20 protein-coding genes are annotated in these 20,849 nt (G+C 58.2%); 6 read left to right on the forward strand and 14 right to left on the reverse strand.

All coding sequences use genetic code 11. The features are described 5' to 3' along the window. Positions 1-23: 23 nt before the first annotated feature. Both ACTOXK_RS07845 and ACTOXK_RS07850 read right to left on the reverse strand, forming a co-directional pair. Positions 24-2,273: a hypothetical protein gene (locus tag ACTOXK_RS07845; RefSeq protein ID WP_482277638.1), complete on the reverse strand. Its 2,250-nt coding sequence runs from the start codon at positions 2,271-2,273 to the stop codon at positions 24-26. A 45-nt stretch (positions 2,274-2,318) separates the two neighbouring features. Further along, positions 2,319-2,681, reverse strand: coding sequence for a lactococcin 972 family bacteriocin (locus ACTOXK_RS07850; protein WP_482277639.1), 363 nt, complete (start codon positions 2,679-2,681; stop codon positions 2,319-2,321). 960 nt (positions 2,682-3,641) lie between these two features. Here ACTOXK_RS07850 and ACTOXK_RS07855 point away from each other — a divergent pair. Further along, positions 3,642-3,908, forward strand: coding sequence for a helix-turn-helix domain-containing protein (locus ACTOXK_RS07855; RefSeq protein WP_482277641.1), 267 nt, complete (start codon positions 3,642-3,644; stop codon positions 3,906-3,908). A 93-nt stretch (positions 3,909-4,001) separates the two neighbouring features. After that, entirely contained in the window at positions 4,002-5,285 is a 1,284-nt protein-coding gene (locus ACTOXK_RS07860; RefSeq protein WP_482279275.1) for a radical SAM protein, read from the forward strand. On the opposite strand, the gene ACTOXK_RS07865 is transcribed toward ACTOXK_RS07860, so the two are convergent. Continuing rightward, on the reverse strand, positions 5,266-5,517 hold the full coding sequence (locus ACTOXK_RS07865; protein WP_482277642.1) for a helix-turn-helix domain-containing protein: 252 nt from the start codon (positions 5,515-5,517) through the stop codon (positions 5,266-5,268). The two genes, ACTOXK_RS07860 and ACTOXK_RS07865, sit on opposite strands and share 20 nt — an antisense overlap. A gap of 97 nt (positions 5,518-5,614) precedes the next feature. Between ACTOXK_RS07865 and ACTOXK_RS07870 the strand changes: the two genes are divergently transcribed. Next, a complete protein-coding gene (locus ACTOXK_RS07870) occupies positions 5,615-5,881 on the forward strand; it encodes a helix-turn-helix domain-containing protein (RefSeq protein ID WP_482277643.1) in 267 nt (88 codons plus the stop codon). 31 nt (positions 5,882-5,912) lie between these two features. Here the strand turns inward: ACTOXK_RS07870 and ACTOXK_RS07875 are convergent, their stop codons facing one another. Genes ACTOXK_RS07875 through ACTOXK_RS07885 form a run of 3 tightly spaced genes read right to left on the reverse strand, consistent with a single transcriptional unit; the run spans position 5,913 to position 8,047 of the window. Next, entirely contained in the window at positions 5,913-6,407 is a 495-nt protein-coding gene (locus tag ACTOXK_RS07875; protein WP_482277644.1) for a hypothetical protein, read from the reverse strand. After that, positions 6,404-7,624: a relaxase/mobilization nuclease domain-containing protein gene (locus tag ACTOXK_RS07880; RefSeq protein WP_482277645.1), complete on the reverse strand. Its 1,221-nt coding sequence runs from the start codon at positions 7,622-7,624 to the stop codon at positions 6,404-6,406. Before ACTOXK_RS07880 ends, ACTOXK_RS07875 begins: the two co-directional genes overlap by 4 nt. A 12-nt stretch (positions 7,625-7,636) precedes the next feature. Beyond that, on the reverse strand, positions 7,637-8,047 hold the full coding sequence (locus tag ACTOXK_RS07885; RefSeq protein ID WP_482277646.1) for a hypothetical protein: 411 nt from the start codon (positions 8,045-8,047) through the stop codon (positions 7,637-7,639). Between the two features lie 310 nt (positions 8,048-8,357). Here ACTOXK_RS07885 and ACTOXK_RS07890 point away from each other — a divergent pair, with 310 nt between their 5' ends. Further along, positions 8,358-10,322, forward strand: coding sequence for a P-loop NTPase fold protein (locus tag ACTOXK_RS07890; RefSeq protein WP_482277647.1), 1,965 nt, complete (start codon positions 8,358-8,360; stop codon positions 10,320-10,322). Here ACTOXK_RS07890 and ACTOXK_RS07895 read toward each other — a convergent pair. The 4 genes from ACTOXK_RS07895 to ACTOXK_RS07910 form a co-directional block, all read right to left on the reverse strand. Continuing rightward, complete coding sequence (locus tag ACTOXK_RS07895; RefSeq protein ID WP_482277648.1) at positions 10,319-10,735, reverse strand: YraN family protein; 417 nt, start codon at positions 10,733-10,735, stop codon at positions 10,319-10,321. The two genes, ACTOXK_RS07890 and ACTOXK_RS07895, sit on opposite strands and share 4 nt — an antisense overlap. A 354-nt stretch (positions 10,736-11,089) precedes the next feature. Then, the gene (locus ACTOXK_RS07900) at positions 11,090-11,812 is read right to left on the reverse strand and encodes a hypothetical protein (protein WP_482277649.1); all 723 of its coding nucleotides are present in this window, start codon (positions 11,810-11,812) and stop codon (positions 11,090-11,092) included. Between the two features lie 267 nt (positions 11,813-12,079). Continuing rightward, entirely contained in the window at positions 12,080-12,556 is a 477-nt protein-coding gene (locus tag ACTOXK_RS07905; protein ID WP_482277650.1) for a DUF3846 domain-containing protein, read from the reverse strand. Positions 12,557-12,636: 80 nt separating this feature from the next. Beyond that, a complete protein-coding gene (locus tag ACTOXK_RS07910; RefSeq protein WP_482277651.1) occupies positions 12,637-13,995 on the reverse strand; it encodes a ParB/RepB/Spo0J family partition protein in 1,359 nt (452 codons plus the stop codon). A gap of 355 nt (positions 13,996-14,350) precedes the next feature. Here ACTOXK_RS07910 and ACTOXK_RS07915 point away from each other — a divergent pair, with 355 nt between their 5' ends. After that, positions 14,351-15,832, forward strand: a complete 1,482-nt coding sequence (locus tag ACTOXK_RS07915) for a DUF8451 domain-containing protein (RefSeq protein WP_482277652.1) — start codon at positions 14,351-14,353, stop codon at positions 15,830-15,832. Positions 15,833-15,841: 9 nt separating this feature from the next. Further along, the gene (locus ACTOXK_RS07920; RefSeq protein ID WP_482277653.1) at positions 15,842-16,873 is read left to right on the forward strand and encodes a DUF2971 domain-containing protein; all 1,032 of its coding nucleotides are present in this window, start codon (positions 15,842-15,844) and stop codon (positions 16,871-16,873) included. 9 nt (positions 16,874-16,882) lie between these two features. Here ACTOXK_RS07920 and ACTOXK_RS07925 read toward each other — a convergent pair whose 3' ends face one another. The 4 genes from ACTOXK_RS07925 to ACTOXK_RS07940 form a co-directional block, all read right to left on the reverse strand. Then, positions 16,883-17,092, reverse strand: coding sequence for a hypothetical protein (locus ACTOXK_RS07925; protein WP_482277654.1), 210 nt, complete (start codon positions 17,090-17,092; stop codon positions 16,883-16,885). Positions 17,093-17,414: 322 nt separating this feature from the next. Continuing rightward, a complete protein-coding gene (locus tag ACTOXK_RS07930; protein ID WP_482277655.1) occupies positions 17,415-18,641 on the reverse strand; it encodes a hypothetical protein in 1,227 nt (408 codons plus the stop codon). Then, entirely contained in the window at positions 18,641-19,585 is a 945-nt protein-coding gene (locus ACTOXK_RS07935; RefSeq protein ID WP_482277656.1) for a ParB/RepB/Spo0J family partition protein, read from the reverse strand. Before ACTOXK_RS07935 ends, ACTOXK_RS07930 begins: the two co-directional genes overlap by 1 nt. Beyond that, positions 19,578-20,363, reverse strand: a complete 786-nt coding sequence (locus ACTOXK_RS07940; protein ID WP_482277657.1) for a ParA family protein — start codon at positions 20,361-20,363, stop codon at positions 19,578-19,580. Before ACTOXK_RS07940 ends, ACTOXK_RS07935 begins: the two co-directional genes overlap by 8 nt. Between the last annotated feature and the right edge of the window lie 486 nt (positions 20,364-20,849).

Below are 20,849 nucleotides of genomic sequence, written 5' to 3' on the forward strand. Positions count from 1 at the left end.
TTCCAACTCGCGGCCAGCTTATTTCAGTGATTCCCCTTCAAAACATCAATTGATCGCCGTCTGTCACTCAAGTAAAGCGCCATGAATGTGACGCATGTATCAATGATCAAGAGACAAGCAACTGCGTTGAAGAGATTCGTGGCGCCAATTTGCATGACGTCAGTCGGCCAACTCGTGGTCCATTGGAGTAGGCCCATTCCCGTGACTGTTGCAATCCATAGTGATCCCCAAACAATGATAGGTCTCGCCTCGCGAGAAAAGAATCCGTAACCAAAAACCTTTTTTACAGCAGCAAGGCGAAGGTTCATCTCGAATAAGAGCGTTGAGCACTGAACGCTAATGATAATGAAGGCGACCAAGACTAATGACATTTGTAGGATTAGGCCATTTCGAGCATCACGAAATCCTTGCAACGCCTCAAAGACTGCGCCCTCATGTGTGACTAGTTGTTTTAAATTATCATCTAGCCCATACTCTGAGAGAAGAGGGCGATACTCTTCGTAGGATCTTACAGGATCGCCTTCAGCGAGAGGAATCTTTAATGCGGACTCCATTCCTCCCGTTATAGCGTTCCATCGTTCCATGCCGCAGCTATTTGAAAGCGTGAGCACTTCAATGATCGGGTCGCTGATATTCCCGTCGTTCTCTTTACCAATCTCGGGATTAAAGCCGAATATCTGCTGATTATTTTTCACCCAGATTATTTCAATGGCTTGATCACTAGGCACCGATTCTACGGTTCGCCCGCACCACACGACGTCTTTGTCCCAAAGCGTCAATCCCTCTTCATCTGGATTGCGCATGAGGTCCCACTTTTCTCGAATGGATTGCTCCTCGGCGCGATAGGCTTCGGGAACCAAAAGAATCCAGTTTTGCTCAACTTCTTGAATGTTTACGATGTTCCCCTGGCAATCAACAATAGGGAATGCCTTGAGGTAATTTGGGTTTACTGTAATTGAACGGTACTCTTGGCTGCTATTCGCTAATGCGATTGGAAGGTACTGCGACGAATCAATATAGAGAGCCCCTTTTTTCGTCGCAGTCGGGTAGAAATCGAATACGATACTTGGAATAACCTTGGTTTCCAGCTCATTGCCATCATAGCCTAAGCTTAGTGGAGAAAAAATCCCGTACTGAGAGGCTTGAGACCAACTTTTGTATCGTGCAGCCTCTTCTTGGAGGGCTTCTTGCATGCCAAGAGTGGATGCACACATGCCAGCCAATGTTATACACAACACCGCTTTTGCTCCCAGACATACCATTGCAAGTTTCTTGGCGCTACTTCTTCCTTTTAGGGCAAGAGCGTTATTTCGAGGACGCACTATAAGCGCAATTACGCAAGACGATACGAGAATGATGCCAAAAGCGTATGCTAGATTGGCGCCAACTTGAACAATTAATCCGGCCGAGCTGCCCGGAATAAAAGCTACCAGTAGAGCATAAAGCACAAGCGAGATTCCGATTACCTTGAATAGGTATTTTCCGCATGCCTGGAACCAAGTCGAAACAATGCCATTTCCGTAAAGAGCTAGGATCGAAAAACGCTTTGCCTCGCTTAGCTGGTAGTAGCCGATAATGGCAACCACAATGAGCACAGATAAAAGTACAGCGAAGTTAGTGAGGCCCTCATCAACTTCTCCCGCATCATAACTCAAGTCCGTTGCTTCTTGATTAGTTGAGCTAAACGCCAGGGTTGCCGATATATCGGCTTGCTGCAAGTATTTATTTGCGAGCGAAACGAATTCTTCAGCCCTATTTTCTACTGGTGCTTCAACATAGTATATGCCGATTATCGGATACGAATCAAACGCCTTCTCTAAAGGAACAATGAGACACTGGTCGTTTGCCGCGATGTCGCTTATTGTGCCGCTGCTATGGTGCAACGGTTCGGCGTTGCTCGTTCCGAAAGACCAGTCGCTGCTTGTCAAGCTGACATTACGTGGATTCATTCCAACTATTGAGAATGATTCAAAAAAGCTCGTATTGTCTTGTGAGAAATATGCATAGTAGGAGGAAAAAGGCTGATCTGCCGGAGTCCATCCACTGACCTTGCGAAAAAGGTTAATTCCAGCTTCGTCGGCAGATCTTTTCAATGATTTCCAAAATAAAGAGGGGTCGACAGATTCTTCTGCATTACAGACGTGAACCGGCGTGTAGCCGCTCAAAGCATCATTGCGTTGAATGCGTTCGGCGAGGTCGGCGGTATTGACGGTATTCACTAGTACCAGTGCACCCACTAACACTAGCATGAAGGAAAGGACACGCCTAATCATAGGCGTGTCCTTTTGTCACCAGAGTGCATTTCCGTTCCGCTTCCACTACGACGTCGTGCACTTAAAGGCAAACAGAGTCGAAGGGCCAAAGGGGCCAGCCAGAGTGGCGTAGGACCAGCTGCCAGCATTTGCAGACGCCGTTTTTGCGGTCGTCGATTTGGAGCTGCTCACTGTTGAAGTGTGGCGCTTGGTTTTGTGATAGAAATTGGAATATGCATTGGCCGATGTTCCTTGGTTATGCCATGTGCCGCCCAAGATAGATACATTGTAAGTTCGATTGATCGGAACATTACCTTTGCTTGCGGTGTCCGCCAGAGCCGGTGATACCCCGACAGCGCAAGTAAGCATTAGCGAGGCCACGCAACACGCAGCGATCTTTTTGAATCTCTTCATGTCTCCTCCGTTCATCCAATAGGATTTGAGCTGATCAGCAAAATTACTATATAACAATTATCTTACAATCACAAGAACAAATTATTGTTTTTTGAAAATTTTTGACCCGCTTTTGAAACTAGAGTAGGGATGTATGCGCGACAAATAGCCATGTAAACGGTCATTTTTCTCCACAATGATCAATTCTCGACTGGACTCATCGGATTTATTACCTCGTATTTGCAAGGCCGAGTCAGTCTGGACAAAGGGCAAAGCGTGAATTATTATGAATTATCGTAGTGTAATAAGTCATAAGGAGTTGCGATGCTGTTCTTCTCGAATTTTGATTGCATGGCAGGCTGTATCTATGTTGGGCCTACAGGGTTTTGCATTAGCCATGGTGCCATCGCGGTCAGCGAAAACAAGCAGTAGACAAGCTGGGCTTTTGTGGATAACCAGCTATTGCGCATCCAGAGCGCAAAATCTCGCCTTGCCGTCACGTGCCGCAGATTGCGACTCCTTTTTCTTGTCGTGCTCGTAGTTTTTGCGATCACAATTGGGGCAATAGCGGCGTGGATCCTAGTTCCTCCTTTGGGTTTCGTCTCTTTCGGATCTGCGTCACTTCTAACTTTAGCTCCGTTTTTGCTTGGCAGCCTTGCGACGTGTTTCGTTCTTTTTCTTTTAGAGAGAGTTTGTTGGGAAATAGGCCGAGGAGAGTCGCCATTTAACACGCTGCGAGTGCATCAGATTCGACTGCTCGGAGTGTTGTTTCTGTTGATTGCTGTCGCCAATTTCCTCGTTGCACCGGGGTCACAAATTGGCGCGCAGGACGGAGCGGCTAAGATGGCATTCTACAGTGCCGCGCCCGAGGGCACTGCCGTAGACATAGATTTTGAAAGCATCCTCGTTGCTATAGTGTGCTTCGCGCTATCGTTGGTGTTCAAATATGGCTCTACGCTCGAACGAGAGACGGATGACTTGGTGTAGACTGGATATATGAAATATGCAATTCAACTTGGCAAGCTAATGAAAGAACGCGGAGTGCTAGGTATAGACCTGGTGGAGCTAACTGGTCATACCCCTGCAAATATATCGCGTTTACGAAAAGGAAAGATCAGATCCGTACGCTTCTCAACACTGTTTGCAATTTGCGACAAACTCAACTGCTCTCCGGGCGACATCCTCATTCGTATCACCGATGAGGAAGCAGAGCACCTTGAAAAAGGAGTGTATATTATAGACCTGGAGAATGCAGAAGAGTAGCGCATCTAGGGGAACGTGACATCCTCCGAATCACAAACCTGATTCAAATGCAAGCTATACATTTGAGAATTGTGTTACGCGCAAAAAGCGCGGTTGAGCAACATTTCCAGAAACACGGAGGTAATTGAAGTGGAGTTCAGTCCCTTAGTCACATTGTTTGAATATTCTGGCATACCCATGATCGCCAATTTGAGTAACGGATTCGTTGTCGGGCTGACTGCTCGTGGGGAAGAGCTATGTCACAGGCTATTGACGGAAGACATGTCTGCGCAGGAAGCCAAAGAAATAGATGCCCCTCTTATCGCATGTCTCGAACGAGCAGGCTATTTCGAGCCTATGCCTCGTGTAAATAACAGCTTGCAGTCCGCATATCTTCACGTGACCCAACACTGCAATCTTCGATGCGCCGGATGCTATTCCTTGAGTGACTCTCGTAACTCATCCCAGGATTCGTCTACGACACAGATGCTGGGGGCAATCGAGCAGTTAGCACAAGCCGGGGCACGTTCCCTGTTCTTTTCTGGAGGGGAGCCTTTTCTGCGCGCTGACCTGACAATTCTGGTGCGCCATGCGAAAAAGTGCGGCATCGAAAAAACTACCGTCATAACCAACGGCACCTGTCTCAACAAAAGAACCCTTGAAGAAATGAGTCCCTATGTGGATTCTATTGCAGTATCATTTGACGGATATAGCGAAACAACGCCATCCTACATTCGAGGAAAGCAACGCTTTAGCCTCCTCGTTCAAGCCGTTCGTAATATTCAGGAATTCGGCATACACGCTCACATTATTCCGACGATTCATCGTTTAAACGTGGGAGATTTGGATGAATATGCACAACTATCTCGATCTCTTGGCGTGACCATGAATTATAGCTTGCTGTCGTGTGAGCCTCGCAATGAGGATCCATTGGCCGACTTACTGCCCGACAGGGAAGCACTGACCCGATTGGCGAATTGTCTGTTAGATTTGGGAATGCCTTTAACAGATGCACGTGATTCGCTTGGCATCAACCTGTCTGCCCGAACAAGTTGCGGTGTTGGCTGCAAAGAGATAAGCGTTGACGCCGACGGCACCGTATATCCGTGCCACATGCTTCATCGGCCAGACTATGCAATGGGGAATATATTCGATGAGCCGCTAGAAAATATCTTGCAGGGAAATCTCGCACAGAGTTTTGCATCGCTAAATGTCGCACGTATAACTAAGTGCAACGAATGCGACTACCGCCTATTGTGTGGAGGGGGATGCAGAGCGCGCTCGGTATACGAAGGCGCAGGCATCGACGGGTGTGATCCATACTGTGACTTCAATTATCATTACTACGAGAAATTGGGGGCCTCACTGGCGAACCTCGCTAGCAATCATCCTCAATAAGCAGGTCGGAGAGGGAAATCTCAAGACCAGAGGCTATTTTAGCAAGTGTCATCACTCTGGGATTGCCGCGTCCGAGTTCTATATCATTTAGAACAGTGCGATCAACTCCGATCATTCCAGACAGCTTTCGAAGCGATAAACCCTGCGCTTCGCGGCATGCTCTAATTTTCGTGCCAACAAAGGTCTCGGGTCGTGATAAACAGCGACAGTATTTTCCCTGTGTTTCATACAAGTAGGCTATGCTATGATTATTCTCAACTGGCTGGATATATCCTGCCAGTTGAGATCTTTATTCTGAGAAAAGGACGCTATATGCACATGGGGAGAGTATGACCATTTCGGTTGAACTTAACGGCATTCTCCGTGATCGGGGACTAACTGCAAAAGAATTATCAGCTCGAATTGGGATAACCGAGGCCAATTTGAGCCGATTGCGAACCGGAAAGGCAAACGCAATACGCTTTCAACTGTTGGATGCTCTTTGTCGAGAAATTGATTGTCAGCCCGGAGATATATTGAAGTACTGTGAGCGGGAAGAACTCAGGACCCCTTTGCAGCGAGAAGGGCCATTCGAGGAAGAGAATTTGCCCGAATAGAACCGCAAAGGCGGCACAATCCGGGCAGACACTATTTTGGAATAAGATCGCACAACATCAATAAGACATCGCTGCTCAAACCAATAGGGTCGACTTCGCTCTCGTTACGCAGGACTCCCATGATGCTGCGATGTGCAGCAAGGGCCTTCGGGGCGTATTCTTCAATGATGTCCCAAGCCCAGTTGAGGGCTGCTGTATTTATTAGCTCGCCTGAAATCGCGATGAGAATGGTTTCCCCGTCTAGAGTAACGCGGCTAATGTTTTGCAGGTCTTCGGCATCGGCGAGGAGAAAGCTCCAGCCGTCGCGTCTGCGGGCGATAGGTAGGCCCGTCGGCTCCCTGTCGTTTTTGTAGGCAGCAGTAGCTTCATAGTAATAGGAGCGGAGCCACAGGCTATCTTCTTCTGCGTCCGCAAGATCGAGCGCGTAGTTCGTAAGTAGGTTTCCCGGCTGCGGCATACCGTCAGTCATGCGATCGGTGTCGAACACGTCTATGCGACCACCGGCATAGTAGGCTTTGATTATCATCTCTGTGTCCCTCCTCTTCGTTTTTCTTGGGTGTTTTGCCTCATGGGTTGAAGAGCGCTGGGCCGGGTTCGTCTTGCGGCGTCCTGAGCGCTTTTCACGGTAGACGGTGCTTTTGCAGCATGTTGAAGGGCAATTGCAGGACGCTCCTCGGGAAGCAGGGCTCTTTCCCTTATGTAGCGAGCAGCGTCGGCGTTATTCACGCTGGCCTCCTGCATAAGCGCGTCAAGGTCCCCCAGACATCGTACATGCGACGACTCGATTAAGGCCACTGCCGCCGACAGCCTTCCGAGCTCCCGCAGATCACCAACTGCAAGAGCGCGGCGGGCAATAGCTGCGATGGCGCGCTCCCCAGCGTCTTCCAGCCTACGCATCCCGCCCATGCGGAGAACGGGTTCAAGGCGCTCGCGACCGTAAGCGAGCCCCATGCGTTCGCCTGAGATCCGCCGCGAGGGATGTTCGGCGAGGGCGTATAGCCAGTCGCGTCTCTGTGCTTTGGGAGAGTTGTCGGACACGGTGACGCCCATGGCCGCAAGCACGTTCCTGAACTCGGTATCGCTCCTCGCCACGGTGCGGGCTATGCGCACTCGTGCGCGGATATCGGCCGTCCAGGAGTACTCTCCGCGCTCTGTGAGTTCTTTCTCGGCGCGGCGCACGTACTCGCTGCGATGGGTCTCGGGGCTCCTCTTGGAGTTACGTCTCGCCGCTCGCGCGGCCAATCCCTTGGGCTCGGGGGGTCTCAGAGCGGATAGTCCCTGCGTCTCTGCGATATCCTGCAGGGATATGGCTAGGGCCTTGGGGGCGGGATCCTGCAGGCGCCTTCCCGTCTCGATGTTGGTATTGTTCACGACCACGTGCGCGTGCGGGATGCCGCGCTCGTTGTCGTCATGGTAGACGATGGCGACCTCGTACTCGGAGAAGTGCTCGGCCGCCCAGGTCGTCGCAAGCTTTCGCAGGGCTTCAAGCCCTATCCCGTCCTTGGGGTCGGGAGACACGACGTAGTGCTTGTAGGTGCGCACGCGCTTGCCCCGCCAGGGGAGGTCGTTGCCGAAGGCGCAACGTGTGGAGTCCATGACGCGCGCCCAGTCGAAGGCCGCCTCCGGGTGCGCGGGGTCGGGGGCATCGATGTTGATGTAGTCGCTCGCGAGCGCACGATTCTTGCGCGTGAGGTAGCGGCAGATGCCGCGGGAGGAGGTGTGTCCGGCAATGGTCTTGAGCATCGGCACGACGAGTCACCGGCCGATTCCCGCGATGGCGCGCTGCGATATGGCCTCCGTCTCGCGGCGCAGCGCCTCGATGCCCAGCTGCATGGCGGCAAGCTTTTCCGACGCCCGGTCGAGCTCTTCCAGCACGTCCGCAGCGTCCATGTCGTTGGCGCGAAGATAGTAGGCGATGGCGTTCAGGGCATGCGCCGCCTGGTTGTAGTGATGCCCCCACCGCCGCATCTCGCGAGCGAGCTTCACGGCGGTCACTCGATCTACGACGACGAGGCGACCGCCTTCCGCGATGGAGGATGCGGGCAGCTGCAGGAGTATGCGGATGAGGTCGGAGAGCGTCATGCCGAGGCCTCGGGCAAGCGCCCTCGCGCGATTGATCTCGCCCTCGGACATGCGCACATGGATCTGCTTGGGATGTCGCTCCATCGCGTCGGCCGGGCCTCCCTCCGAGTTGGGTTTCCAGGGAGGCTCGGCCGACGCTTTCAGGGGCGCGGGGAATCCCCCGCAAAGAGCGTAGCCGAGCGCAGCGAGGCGGGCGATGCCGCCGTACCGTTTCGGGAAGGTTCGTCCCCATGGCGATGCTGCCCGGAACGTGAGCGAATCGTGCCTTCGGAAGGAGAGGGCGCGCAGCGGCCAAGAGCTATTCCGTGGACTGTGTACACGGAATAGGCCTCTTGCTTTGTTGCGAGATTAGAAAGATGATTTGGGAGACAGAATCCGGCACTAAGGAGCACAGTTGGAAGAAAAAGAGCTGACGCAGGCAATCAAGCGGTATCTTGGGGACGATAGCGACAACTACGCCATCATGGTCACCGGACCATGGGGGTGCGGTAAGACACACTATGTCGAAAACTGTCTAAGACGCGAAGTAGCATCCGACGGGTGGCATATCATTCGAGTTTCGATGTTCGGGATAACCTCCGAAGACATTTTCTATGATCGGCTCCTATCAGCCATCCTCTCCTCGAAAGAGTCCGATATCCGCAATAGCCTTGCCGATATCGGCAGCTTCTCGGGAAGGCTCGGGCGCTTTTTCCATCATAAGAAGAAGAGCCCTGAGAACCCTTCTCGCTTTAAGCAGATTAGCAAAAATGTGGGCATCTCAGCTCTGATGGGGCAGATGAAGAAAGCGGGAATTCAGATGAGCGTCGAGGCGAGGAGCCTCGTAGAGCTATTACTCGGTAAGGATAAGGTCATCGTTTTCGACGACTTGGAGCGATGCCTCTTGGATGAAACTCGACTCCTGGGATTGATGGATGCCATGATCGAATCCCAAGGGAGGAAAGTGATACTGCTTGCCAACGAGAAGGAGCTTCGGAGCAAACTCGCTGCGAGTGATGAGGATGGAGACGCAGGCAGAAAGTACCTCGCCGCCAAGGAAAAGCTGGTCTGGCACGTTTATCCATTCGGGCCCGACATGAAAGCATTGGCGCATGAGCTCTTTCGAAAACGCCTAGAGGACTTGCTGGGATGTGAAGAAGGCGAATGCTCCGACGCAATCAACAGGTGTCTGGCATCCCTATTTGGAACCGGCGAGAGCAATGTGCGGCTGCTGAAGCGGGCCATGTCCATATGCGATGTGCTGGAGAGCACTAGGTACTTTATGGGCTCCTGCGATGACCCGCGCCGCATAGCGACCCTGGAGAACGTCCTCGCATTGTCGGGCAAGGTCGTACGGGACACCATGCGCAGCGGGAGCGATGAGGCAGATCAAAACGATTCGCGCGGGCAGTCTTTCGTGGAGCATTTCATGGAGGCCTCCTCAAGTGAGGGGATGGCCGCACTCCCCTTTATCGAGAGATACCTGAAGCATGGCCAGGTTGCCGAGAGCGAAACCATAGCGGCAGAGCTCAGGGAGTTCCAGTTGGCCTATCATCCCGAAGGAGCTGCGGCCCAAAGGGCCGATGCCTCCATATCGAGATGGCAGCACCGCTCGTTCCAGAACTCCGACATCCCCGTTATTGTGGAAGACATAGCCTCTTCGATTATTCCCCCATCCGACGGCGGCCTCAGCTTTGACCGATACCGTGACGCCCTGGAAGTCCTTTATGGGATTCAGAAGTGCATCCCCGATCAGAACGTCAGAGTACAAGATGTCGTTTCCAATATGAAGCGAGCGATAGACGCCGAGCCCGAGGCCGCGCTAAGCTCTGTCGAGCACGGAATCATCTGCTGGCAGACGGGAGGCTTCCCGAAAAGCATGGAGAGGATCGGGGACATCGACGAGCTCCGGGAATACATCTGCCAGAAGTCCCTTTCTTCCAGTGTCGATGCGGCCCGTTCAATACTAGAAAAATCAGAAGGCTTGCGTCCGGGTGAGATCATCGCCATTATCAACGGAGAGCGGGGACTGACGAGAAGCGCGTATGTGCTGACGTCTTTGAGCCCGGAGCTCGCGGCGAGGAAACTTGCCGAATGCAGCAACGAGGGCGTCCATGAGGTGCATACGGCGATTCTGTCCTCAAAGACGGGGGCGATGCTGTATGCGGACGAAGGTGCGGCGGTGCGCGGATGGCTCCTTGCGTTCGCTGAGGCGATCGAGCCGTCCTCGGCAAGCGAGTTGGCGAACAGAGATGTCTTAGGGTGGATTAGGGGGAGCATCTGGAAAATGCTCGGCGTGCCAAGAGAGGATCAGCAAGAAGAGCCCTCCGGCCCGAAGGCCGGAGGGCTTGCCCCTCGCGATGGAGGCCTGGAGGTCTAGGCGGCCTCCGGGAGGGCATCGGGAATGGGTGCGGCGGTAGAGGCGGGATGCTCCAGAAGGGCCTCGCCCAGCGCATTGACGTGGTGGCGGATGAGCGCGCGGTCCTCGGCGAACGCGGTCAGGCAGATGTTGTCGAAGCGCACCGCCGTCGCCGGCAGGTCGTGGGCGGCCAGGTAGGCCAGGGCGACCATCTCGCGCCTCGCGCGCTCGCCCGCGCCGACGACCTCGAACGCGAAGCCCTTGTCGGCGCCGCTGCGCGCCTGCACGTCCGCGAACACGAGCGTCCCGTCGCCCTCGGCGATGACGTCGGCCGTGCCTGCCGGGCTCTTCCAGCCCTCCTCGATCACGGTGTACCCGCGGTTGCGCAGGAACTCCGCGGCCGCCTGCTTCGCCCTCTCGTCAAAGCTGCTCATGGTAGACCTCCTAAAGTCCCGGGCGGGCCCTTTTGTCCCGCCTCGTGGCCCGTTCGCCGCCGAGGTTCGCCCGGCCGTGCAAGGGAGGAAGCGAAACCCGAAAGGGCCTGAGTTTTCCGGAGGTCTTGGAAAAGGGGCGCTTCCTGCGGAAAAGTTTTCGCGGCCCTTGCGCGGGCGCGCGGTTCTCGGCGAGCCTGCGGGTTCAGAGGTGGGAGGGGCTGTCCGGATGCGGAGGTCGGTCATGCGAGATGAAGGGCAATGCGAGAGGGCGGCTTCTCGCAAGCCAGGGCGAGAGGGGCAAAGAGAAAGCCCGCCGACCGGATGGCCGACGGGCTTGGATAGAGTAACGGGCGCTTAGGCTGCGGCCTGCTCGCTTCGCGGGCGGATGCGGGCCATGTCGCCGTGGACGTAGTTGTTGCAGTTCCACGAGAAGTCGCCATCGTGGTCGTAGTGGGCGACGTAGGGCAGGTCGGGGTAGGTCACCTTCTTCCTGCCGCCTCCGGCATCGGCCTCCACCGCGATGCGGTTGCCGTTCGGCTGCCCGAAGCCGGCGACGGGATAGGCCTCCCACTTACCGCAAATGCTGTCGAACATCCACACCTCGTCGCCGACTCGCAGCTCGCGGGCGGGCACCTCCACCGAGTCCAGGAACTCGCCGAGGCGAAGCTCCTCGGGCATGGACGCGTCGAAGCTGCGGAGCATGTCGCCGAAGTCGTGCCAGTCCTCCTCCTCGGAGGGGCCGAAGGAGCGCATCCCGACGGGGTTCCATTCCGAGTCGTATTCGGTGCGCAGGTGGTCGGCGATGCGCCAGCCCTCGATGACGTAGATGCCGTTGTCGCCGGGGTCCATCTGCCGGTCGGTGGTGTACGCGCCGACGCCCAGGGACGTGGAGCCTCCGAAGAAGTTGCCCATCACCTGGCAGATGCGGGCGAAGCCGTACTCGTCCGAGCTCGGCGGCCTGTAGCCCTGCAGCTCGCAGTACTTGAGCAAGGGCTCGATGGTGTCGCGCCCGCCGTTCCAGTGCAGGTAGACGCCGACCTTGCGCTCCGGCGTGGTGATGACCGCTCGGTTTCCCATGATGACCTCCTGGTGCTCGCGGCACCCCTCCCTTCGGGGCGCCTCCTTGGGTCGGCGACCGCGCGGGAGGGCGCCCGGGCGCAAGGGGGCAAGCGAAAACCGCAGGCCTGAGCTTCCGGTCACGAACGTGGTCTTTCAGCGGAAGGTTTTTCGCGGCCCTTGCGGCCGGGCGCCGTCCCGCGCAGCCTGCGCCCAAGGTGGACGCCGCTCAGTGAGGGGCGAGTGCGGGAGGCGGCCTGGGAAGCGGCGGCGTCCTCTCGGGGCGCTTCATCGGCGGAACCTGCCCGCCAGGGCGAGGGACAGGAGCTCGCTCGCGCCCGAGTCGATGGACCCCGCGCCGCCGAAGCGCTCGCGTACGCGCTCGCACTCCTCGGGGGCGATGTCGCGGCTCTCTCCCGTCTCGGGGTCGAAGCCGCAGAACACCATGTCGCCGAACACGATGGCGTAGAGGTCCCCCTCGCGCACGGGCGTCGAGAAGTCGAGCTGGCTCAGGAACCCGGCCTCCTCCATGGCCTTCGTGGCGTAGACCGCCCGGTTGGCGTCGAGGAACGTCGCGCCGAGCGCCCCCTCCTCGTCGCAGTAGCCCGCGGGAGCGTCGTCGAAGAGCCAGGGAAGCGGCTCGATCGGGCCGCCCACGCAGCCCTGGAGCGCCTTGAGGAAGCTGCCGCTCTCGTCGGATTCGAGGGTCTTCAGCTCGGGCTCGCGCCCCACGGGCACGACCATCACGTCGAGCGTTCGTTTCATGTCGGTACCTCCTTGGAATCGGAAATGAGAAGAGAAGGGGCCGCCCGACCCGTCGGAAGGCCGGGCGGCTGAAGGGGGTGTCAGGCTGCCATCGCCATGGCGGGGCCGTCTTCCTCGTCCACGTCGAACGGGGGCTCGTCGGGGGATTGCCCGTCGACATCGAAGGGCGGCTCGTCGTCAGTGTCGTCCGCTTCGGTTTCGACATCGCCTTCGCCGAAGATTCCGTCCTCGTCCTCGGCCGCGAAGATCCCGTGGAGGTGGTCCATCAGGTCGCGCTCCTCCTCGGAGAGCTCATAGCCCGCGGGCATGAGCACGTCGTCGGCGAAGGAGATGAATCCGAGCAGGTCGTCAAGGTCGTAGGACCACGGCTCGTATCCGCACCTGAGGGTGCGCTCTGGGATGCCGGGGATGCAGGCGGGGATGGTGCGCATCAGGATGAACTGGTCGAGGGCCTTGCCGCGCGGCTCCTTGAAACCCTCCCAGGCGTCGCTCGGCTCGCACTCGTAGCGGGCCTCGAAGGCCTCGTAGGCCCACTGGCGCAGCTTCGACTGGCCCTTGCCGGGGAACTTCGGGAAGATCGACTTGGCGAACTCCGCGATGCGCCCGTCCATGGCGTCGAGCGTCGCCTTGCGCCCGAGGTAAGCCTCCGTCTCGGCGATCTCCTCGGGAGTGGGCTGGTGCTCGTGGGACGGGTCGTCGCAGTAGAACGTGACGTCGGCGCCCTCGCTCCAGGCCTTCGGCTTCACGACGGCCACGAGGCCCGGGTGGCCGCAGTCGCCGGCGCATCCGTGGCAGCCGTCGCCGAGGGCCTTCTGGTCAACCACCTTGACGCCGAGCGATTCCAGGCGCGCCGCCTCCTCCTCGGCCGCCGCGCGGGCGCGGGCCTTGCGGCAGACCTCCCGGCGGTCCCAGGAGCTCTTCTTGGAGAGCACGGCCACCACGTCGTCCTCGGTGAGCACGTCGTCGTAGTCGCCCATGAGCGCCACGGCCTCGAAGTCCAGGTTCACGGCGTCCACGGGCACGACCTTCGTGCCCCGCACGTAGGACTCGGCCTTGCCCTCGGGGATGTCGGCGCTCACCGCCGCGTCCGCGACCGGCACGCCCAGCGAGAGCATCGTCTGGATGCCGCGCCCGCGCTCCGCCTCGGTGAGCTCCTTGCGGTGGTTGTTCTCCGCGTTGAGGATCTGCGCGATGCGCGCGTCGTCCCAGCCGTCCATCACGTAGGCGTCGGCCTCGTCGAGCCCGAGCGATCTCATGGCGGCGGTGCGGCGGTGCCCCGCGACGAGCTGGTAGGTCTCGCCGTCGGCCACCACGATGAGCGGCGTGATCTGGCCGTTCACCTCGATGCTGCGGGCGAGCCCGGACACGTCGCCCAGCTCCTTGCGGTTCTGGTAGCTGCTCTCGACGCATTGGGAGAGCGGGATTCTTGTCGTTTCCATCTTCGACCTCCTTGTCGGTTCGGCCCGCCCCTCTGGGCGGGCCTTGTGGCCCGTGCATCGGACGGGGTTCGGGCGGCGCGCAAGGGGGAAATGCGAAACCCGGAGGGCTTGAGTTTTCGGGAGGCCTGAGATGGTCGCTCGCCCGCCCGAAAAGTTTTCGCGGCCCTTGCGCGGCGCCCGGTTCACGGCCGAGCATGCGGGCGTCAAGGCCGCCGGGGGCTCGGGGCCGCGCTCGGGGAGGTCGGATGACGATGGGGGGCACCGCCTCGTTGCGCCGATGTTCCGCTTTCGGGAACGCATGGTATCGAGCTGGTATCCAGGGCGGTAAAATAGAGCGAACCAGAAAGGTCGATGCGTGAATATCAGCAAGCTCGAAAATTACAAGGAGAGCAACCGGCTCGAAGCCAAAGCGGCGCAGGGCGGTCTGCCGAGGAGCGTCTGGGAGACGGTCTCAGCCTTCGCCAACACCGAAGGCGGCATCATCGTGCTCGGTGCCAAGGAGCGCAAGGACGGCACCCTGGAGATCGCCGGGCTTGCCGATGCCGACAAGATGCTCGATGACTTCTGGAACGCCGCACACAGCCCCGACAAGCTGTCGTGCTGCGTGATGTCCGACAGGGACGCCCGCATCGAGGATGTCGACGGCAAAGAGCTTATCGTCATAGAGGTGCCCCGCGCCGACAGACGCTTGAGGCCGGTGTATGTGAGCGGCAACCCTGTCACTGGAACGTACAGGCGCGATCACAAGGGCGACTATCGCTGCTCCTCGAACGAGATTCAAGCGATGTATCGAGACGCATCAGACGAGTCCGTTGACACCCGCGTGCACGAGAATCTGACCGTGGACGACCTCTCAGCGGAGACGATAGGCTTGTACCGCAGGAGCTACGAACTGCACCACAGCGCCCATGCTTGGGCCGACCTTCCTGACGAGGAGTTCCTTTGCCGCATAGGCGCGGCAAAGGTCGGAGGCGACGGAAAGGCCCATCCAACGAGCGCGGGCTTGCTCATGTTCGGCGAAGAATGGCGGATCATGGCAGAGTTCCCGCATTACTTCTTGGACTACCGACAAGAGCTCGGGACGGACGAGAGATGGCAGGCTCGGATCACCTCGCAGGACGACAGCTGGTCTGGGAACGTCTTCGACTTCTACCGGCGCGTCTTCAACAACACGAAGCAGGCCATCAACGTCCCCTTCAAGCTGGACGAGAACAGCGAGCGCATTGATGAGACGGAGGCGCACGATGCGCTGCGTGAGGCCCTTGCTAACTGCCTCACGAACGCGGACTACAACGAGCGTCGCGGCGTGGTCTTCCTCTGGAAGGAGGATGGGCTGCACCTCTCGAATCCCGGCGGCTTCCGCATCGGCATTGAGGAGGCCTATATCGGTGGCAATTCCGATCCGCGCAACGAGACCATGATGAAGATGTTCACACTCGTCAGCATCGGTGAGCGCGCCGGAGGCGGCATCCCTGACATGGTGAAGAAGTGGACAGAAGCCGGTTATGGAAGACCGGTGCTCAGCGAGCAAGTGAACCCCGAGCGGTCGAGCATTTTCTTGCCACTTGCCATGGGCTCTGACGGTAATGATGTCGGTAATGTCGGTAATAATGTCGGTAATGCCAACATTGGGGCTATAGCAATCAAGGAACAAGTGCTGCGCCTCATCACAGACAATCCGAAGATCAGTGCCCAAGGCATCGCAGACAGTTTGGGAAAGAGCAAACGGCACATCGAGAGAGTCATAGCAGGGCTTCGCGAAGAGGGCGTTCTGGTGCGCGAGGGCGGCACTCGTGGCAGTTGGAGAATCATTCGGTCGGATGTCGTTGATGGATAGAGTTGCACAATGGGACTGAACGAGCGCAGCATCTTCAAGCAGATGCTTATCGAGTATTCGAATAATCCTTCGCTTGAAAACATTTCAAGGGAGTTCCAGCAGCTATCTATTGATATTGCGCCCCATCTACTCTATAGGTACAGAAAGTGCATACCACGCCATTTGTCTGAGCTGGAGAATGAGGTTCTGGCGTTTTCTGCTCCAGCAGTTTACGAAGACGATCCAGATGATGCGTATGTGACACTCAGCCACGATCGTATTGCAGACATGAAGTCGTTGGCAACTGGCGAGTTTCTTCCGTTCTTCTCTGCACTTATGGAGACGAGCCTGGAGGACTGTAGCAGATCTTTGAGCGAAGTTTTCTTTTCCGGTGATCCTATATCCAATATGTTCGAAGGGGTCATTCCGCCGCAACATACTTGGAGAAACGATAGCTTTGCTGGGATGTCGGACAATGATAAGGCTCACTGTCTTTCCGAAGCTTTTGCTGGAATCGTAAATGTTATATCTGAGCGAGATGCCTGTAGTCAGATACGCAAGGAAACAAAAGTAACCTGTTTGTGCGAAAGATCCGACTCAAGGAAAATGTGGGATGAGTATGCCGAGGAAGGCACGGGCTTCCAGGTTGCCTATAAAAAAGAGAGCCTTTTTGGGATAGGCTCGTTGGGGGTAACGCTTCCTCTGATATTTCCAGTGATTTACGAAGAAGAGCGCCCCGACATGAGTGAGCTTGCCATGATGATTGCGTTGCGAGATGCCGGCTTTGCATTCCTTCCCGGCGATACTCCAATACAGAGATACTGGCTGGCTTGCGCTTTGAAGGCGATTTACATTAAGGGCAAAAAGCTCTTTTCGCATGAGGAAGAATGGCGAATAGTCATTCCCGATCAAACGGTCAACGAGACACATCGCCTTTATGCTGCCAGGTTGTGCCCAATCGAATACATCAAGCTGGGCGAGCGAGTGTCTGCCAAAAACGAGGAAGCATTGAGAGACATCGCAGAGAAGATAAACGTGCCAGTATTGCGCTATTGCGAATAAGAATGTGAGCTAGGCCTGTTCCAAGACCGCATCGAGGTTTGCCGCGCAGGCTTCCACGATGCATCGCACGGCGGCCAGCTCGGAGGCGGTCACCTTCTGATTGTCGGCCTTGTCCTCAAGCATGGTGAGGAGGGACGCCGCGCCCTCCAGCTTCTCGGAGGACTGCATCATAACGTTGACGAGCTCTCTCGGCGGAGCGTATCCTGCGCTTGCTGCCATGGGGGCCACCTTTCCCTTGCGAGGAATAAGGACGATGGTAGCCCCTGCGAACGTCAGATGAGAGGCATCCACCTCAGTTGTCACGCTGCCGGGAATTGAACACCAAATGCCCAAAACGGCAGATGCCCCTCTGTCCGGTATTTGGTGTTCATATTCAATTAGCGTGACCCTTCCATTATAGACCGTACGAGGGCCGCCCAGAACATCAGCATCCCTTCAGCAGATCGGCTGCACTTCCAAGTGGTCACGTCTCAGTGCTTACTCCCTCACATGAAGCGGGACACGGCGCGGAAGAGCCATTTCGCGAACCTCCACAACGCTCTCATGCGCACCTCCCTCCGAACGGAATGGTGCTAGCCGCCGCCACTTCTTCCCGCGCCCGATCAAGGCCGGCGCCCGGGCTCCTGAACATCTCCACCACCTTGAGGTAGCGCTCGTGGCGCTCCTTGCAGGCGGCGAGGTAGCGCTGGTAGCGCTCGTCGGTCTCGCAGGCGGCGGCCACCTCGTCCTCCGGGGGCAGCTTGCCACCCATAGCCATCAGCGACCGGACGACGCATCGCTGCGTCTCCACGCGCCGCCACATCTTCGCGAAGTCGGGGTCGGCCTGCGCGAGTCCCGGCATGTCCAGAGGCTCCCCGTCGGCATCGAGCAGGTCGGGCGGTATCGGCTCGTCGGCGTAGGCGGCAAGCCCTCCCTCTCCCTCCAGCCACCGCGCGAGGTTCTTGGCGAGCGTCGCGTCGTCGCCGTTGCGCAGCCAGTAGCTCTTGGCGTAGGCACAGTAGGCCTCGACGATGCGCTCCGGCGAGAAGCCCTGGGCCACCCTGCGCTCCCAGGCCGCCAGGCAGTCGCGCTTGAAGCGCAGCGACGCCACCGGCTTGATGGACATGGCGCACAGCCGCTCGAAGGCCTCCGGGAACTCGCCCTTCCGATAGGCGACGAAACCCTCACGGCCCTTCTCCTTCCCGATTTCGCCGTCGGGGGGACAAGAGGGGGGTTCTTTATCGGATTGAGGCGCTTTATCCGATGAGTTATTTATAGGGGCGAATTCCCCAGATGTGGCTTTCCCAGATACGGGTTTTCCCGTTCTGGCCCCGACCTGGGAACTCTCGCCGGTTTCGCATGTTTCGCCGACGCATGGCGCGGCCAGCTCGATCTCCACGTTGGCGGCGGGATCGCGGGCGAATTCGGAGAGAACGGCGAAGCCGTCGGCCTTCAGCTCCGCCGTGACCTCATCGTGCATGGCAGGGTCGTCGAGCGTTATCCAGGTGGCCTCCTCGGCCTTGAGGAAGCGCCCGTTCCCGCTCCGCTTTCGGGCGCGGATGATGTAGCCCGAGGACTCAAGCTCCTTTATGCCCGCCGTCACGGCGTCCACCCCGTCGCGCACGAGCGACGCGAAGCCCTTGATGGTGAACACCCACTCCGGGTTGTTCTCGAGCGAGCGTATCTGGCAGTAGATGCCCTTGGCCTTCGCGGAGAGGCCGTGGTCGAAGAAGATGGTGTTCTCGACGAAGGTGAAGGAGCCCTTGCCCCTGTGGATAACGTTGCCCATCACGCACCGCCCTGCCTGTCGCGCCTCGCCTCGGCCTGCTCAAGCAGCTCAAGGGCGCGCACGATGCGACTCTCGATCTCGTCTCTCGTGGCGCTCGGCCTGAAGAAGCGGGCGATGCTCTTCTTGGGTATCTTGAACTGCTCGATCTGGTTGGGCTTCTCCTCCTCCATGATGGAGCGTACGAGGGAGGATGTGAGCGAGCCCTCCTTGGAGTAGCGCTTCATCTTGACGGCCTGGGCATGGGACGGGGTTGCCGCCTGAGCGCCTATGGCGTCGAGCAGCCATCCCTGCTCCTCCTGCGAGAGGTGGCTCGTCTCCACCGCCGGGAGCATCTTCATGCGCCCCTCGTCGACGAGCGCGAGCAGCCCCGGCACGAGGTGGGTCAGGCGTATGAAGCGCTGCACCTTGTCCTTGCTCACCCCAAGCTCCTCGGCCAGAATGTCGCGAGACCACCTGCCGCTCGACTTCTGCGCAACTTGCGCAGAAGTGAGGTCGGTGCGCCGCCCCTGGTGTCTCATCGCCTCAAGGCGCATCGAGTACGCGAACGCCCGCTCGCTCGGCAGGATGGTCTCCCTTTGGAGATTCGAGTCCACCATGGCGATGACGGCCTCGTCGTCCCCCATGGCGCGGATGATGCACGGCACGCTCTCAAGCCCCGCCAGCTCGGCGGCGCGCTTGCGGCGGTGACCGCTCACCAGCTCGTAGCGCTCGGCTCCTGCGCGCCGCACCGTCAGCGGCACGAGCACGCCGCTCTCGGCGACGCTCTCCGCCAGCCGCCCCATCTCCTCGTCGTCGCGTACTTGGAAGGGATGGCCGGGGAACGGGTCGATCAGACGCAGCGGTATCTCCGCGACGCCCGCGAGCACGGAGCCGTCGCGCTCGCCCTGCGAGGAGAACAGGTCGTCCACGCCCGGCAGGTCGATGGGAACCCTCTTCCTAGCCACGGCCGACCACCTCCTCCGCAAGGCGCTCGAAGGCCAGCGCCACCTTGCCCCGCCCGTCGTAGGCGAAGATGCTCGCGCCGACCGCGGGCGACTCCGCAGCGGACACCGCGCGGGGAATCACCGCGTCGAACACCCGGTAGGCGCTCCCGTACTGCTCGCGGATGGTTCCCTCGACCTCTCGGGCCAGGTTGTTCCTGCCGTCGGAGAGGGTTATCAGGATGCCCTCCACGGAAAGCGAGGGATTGATCTGCCGCCTCACGCGACCGATGGTCTTCAAGAGTCCTGCCATGGCGGAGGCGGGCAGATATTCGGCCGACACCGGGATGAGAACGCTGTCGGATGCGACGAACGCGTTCACGGGGATGATGCCGAGCGTGGGGGCGCAGTCGAAGAGGATGAAGTCGTAGTCGGCCTTGAGGGGCGAGGCCCACACGTTCAGAAGCTGCTCGCGCGACATCGCCATGAGCACGGGCATCTCCATCCCGGCGAGCTCGATGTTGGCGGGCATGAGGTCGACGCCCTCCTTATGCGAGAGGATGCCCTCGCGCGGCTCAAGCCCCTCTCCCTCGATGACGGCGGCCAGGTGGCTCGCCACCGTCGCCTCAAGGGAGTCGGGGTCCTTCCAGCCGAGCGACTTGGTGAGGTCCCCCTGCGGGTCGGTGTCCACGAGCAATACGCGCTTGCCCAGGCGCGCGAGCGCGATCCCCAGGCTCAAGGTGGTGGCGGTCTTGCCGGTTCCGCCCTTCTGGTTGGCTACGGCGATGGTCCTGCATGGCATGATGGGTGCCTCCCTTCTGCGGTTTCCCGCAACGGGAGGTCAGACGGCTCGCATCGAATGTGCGAACGAGGCGCGTTTCGCGAAAATACTGGAAGCGCACTGGAAATATCGGGGTTTCTCGAAAGACCAAGAGGCGAAGGAGATTTCTCCAGTTTCAAGAAAAGCTATGTTGAACTGGGGATTTCTCGATCACGCATTTCGCGTGTTTCGCGGGCGACCTCCCTGCTAACAGCTTGGGAAGCTTGGGCCTTACCACTTGGCGACGCCCGCATTGTTTGATCATTATACCGTTCCCGCCCTCTTTTCTTTGGCCATTTCAGGGAATCCTCACGAGTAGCGCCCTAAGCGGCTGTCTTGAGGAAGTTCATGTAGCGCTTTCCGATGCCTTGCCCGTGCTGAGCGTGTGCGCATAGCTTCACGAACTCATCGGCCCGCATGGCTCTCTGCCCGTTGAGGATGCACCAGAGCCGCTTCTTGCCAATGCCG

The sequence above is a fragment of the Adlercreutzia sp. genome, assembly GCF_056795635.1.

What these genes read in the sequence shown, in the direction of transcription:
- ACTOXK_RS07845 (WP_482277638.1), bottom strand. Translation starts at nt 2,273, where the DNA reads ATGATTAGGCGTGTCCTTTCCTTCATGCTAGTGTTAGTGGGTGCACTG.
- ACTOXK_RS07850 (WP_482277639.1), bottom strand. Translation starts at nt 2,681, where the DNA reads ATGAACGGAGGAGACATGAAGAGATTCAAAAAGATCGCTGCGTGTTGC.
- ACTOXK_RS07855 (WP_482277641.1), top strand. Translation starts at nt 3,642, where the DNA reads ATGAAATATGCAATTCAACTTGGCAAGCTAATGAAAGAACGCGGAGTG.
- ACTOXK_RS07870 (WP_482277643.1), top strand. Translation starts at nt 5,615, where the DNA reads ATGACCATTTCGGTTGAACTTAACGGCATTCTCCGTGATCGGGGACTA.
- ACTOXK_RS07875 (WP_482277644.1), bottom strand. Translation starts at nt 6,407, where the DNA reads ATGATAATCAAAGCCTACTATGCCGGTGGTCGCATAGACGTGTTCGAC.
- ACTOXK_RS07880 (WP_482277645.1), bottom strand. Translation starts at nt 7,624, where the DNA reads ATGCTCAAGACCATTGCCGGACACACCTCCTCCCGCGGCATCTGCCGC.
- ACTOXK_RS07885 (WP_482277646.1), bottom strand. Translation starts at nt 8,047, where the DNA reads ATGGAGCGACATCCCAAGCAGATCCATGTGCGCATGTCCGAGGGCGAG.
- ACTOXK_RS07895 (WP_482277648.1), bottom strand. Translation starts at nt 10,735, where the DNA reads ATGAGCAGCTTTGACGAGAGGGCGAAGCAGGCGGCCGCGGAGTTCCTG.
- ACTOXK_RS07900 (WP_482277649.1), bottom strand. Translation starts at nt 11,812, where the DNA reads ATGGGAAACCGAGCGGTCATCACCACGCCGGAGCGCAAGGTCGGCGTC.
- ACTOXK_RS07905 (WP_482277650.1), bottom strand. Translation starts at nt 12,556, where the DNA reads ATGAAACGAACGCTCGACGTGATGGTCGTGCCCGTGGGGCGCGAGCCC.
- ACTOXK_RS07910 (WP_482277651.1), bottom strand. Translation starts at nt 13,995, where the DNA reads ATGGAAACGACAAGAATCCCGCTCTCCCAATGCGTCGAGAGCAGCTAC.
- ACTOXK_RS07920 (WP_482277653.1), top strand. Translation starts at nt 15,842, where the DNA reads ATGGGACTGAACGAGCGCAGCATCTTCAAGCAGATGCTTATCGAGTAT.
- ACTOXK_RS07925 (WP_482277654.1), bottom strand. Translation starts at nt 17,092, where the DNA reads ATGGCAGCAAGCGCAGGATACGCTCCGCCGAGAGAGCTCGTCAACGTT.
- ACTOXK_RS07930 (WP_482277655.1), bottom strand. Translation starts at nt 18,641, where the DNA reads ATGGGCAACGTTATCCACAGGGGCAAGGGCTCCTTCACCTTCGTCGAG.
- ACTOXK_RS07940 (WP_482277657.1), bottom strand. Translation starts at nt 20,363, where the DNA reads ATGCCATGCAGGACCATCGCCGTAGCCAACCAGAAGGGCGGAACCGGC.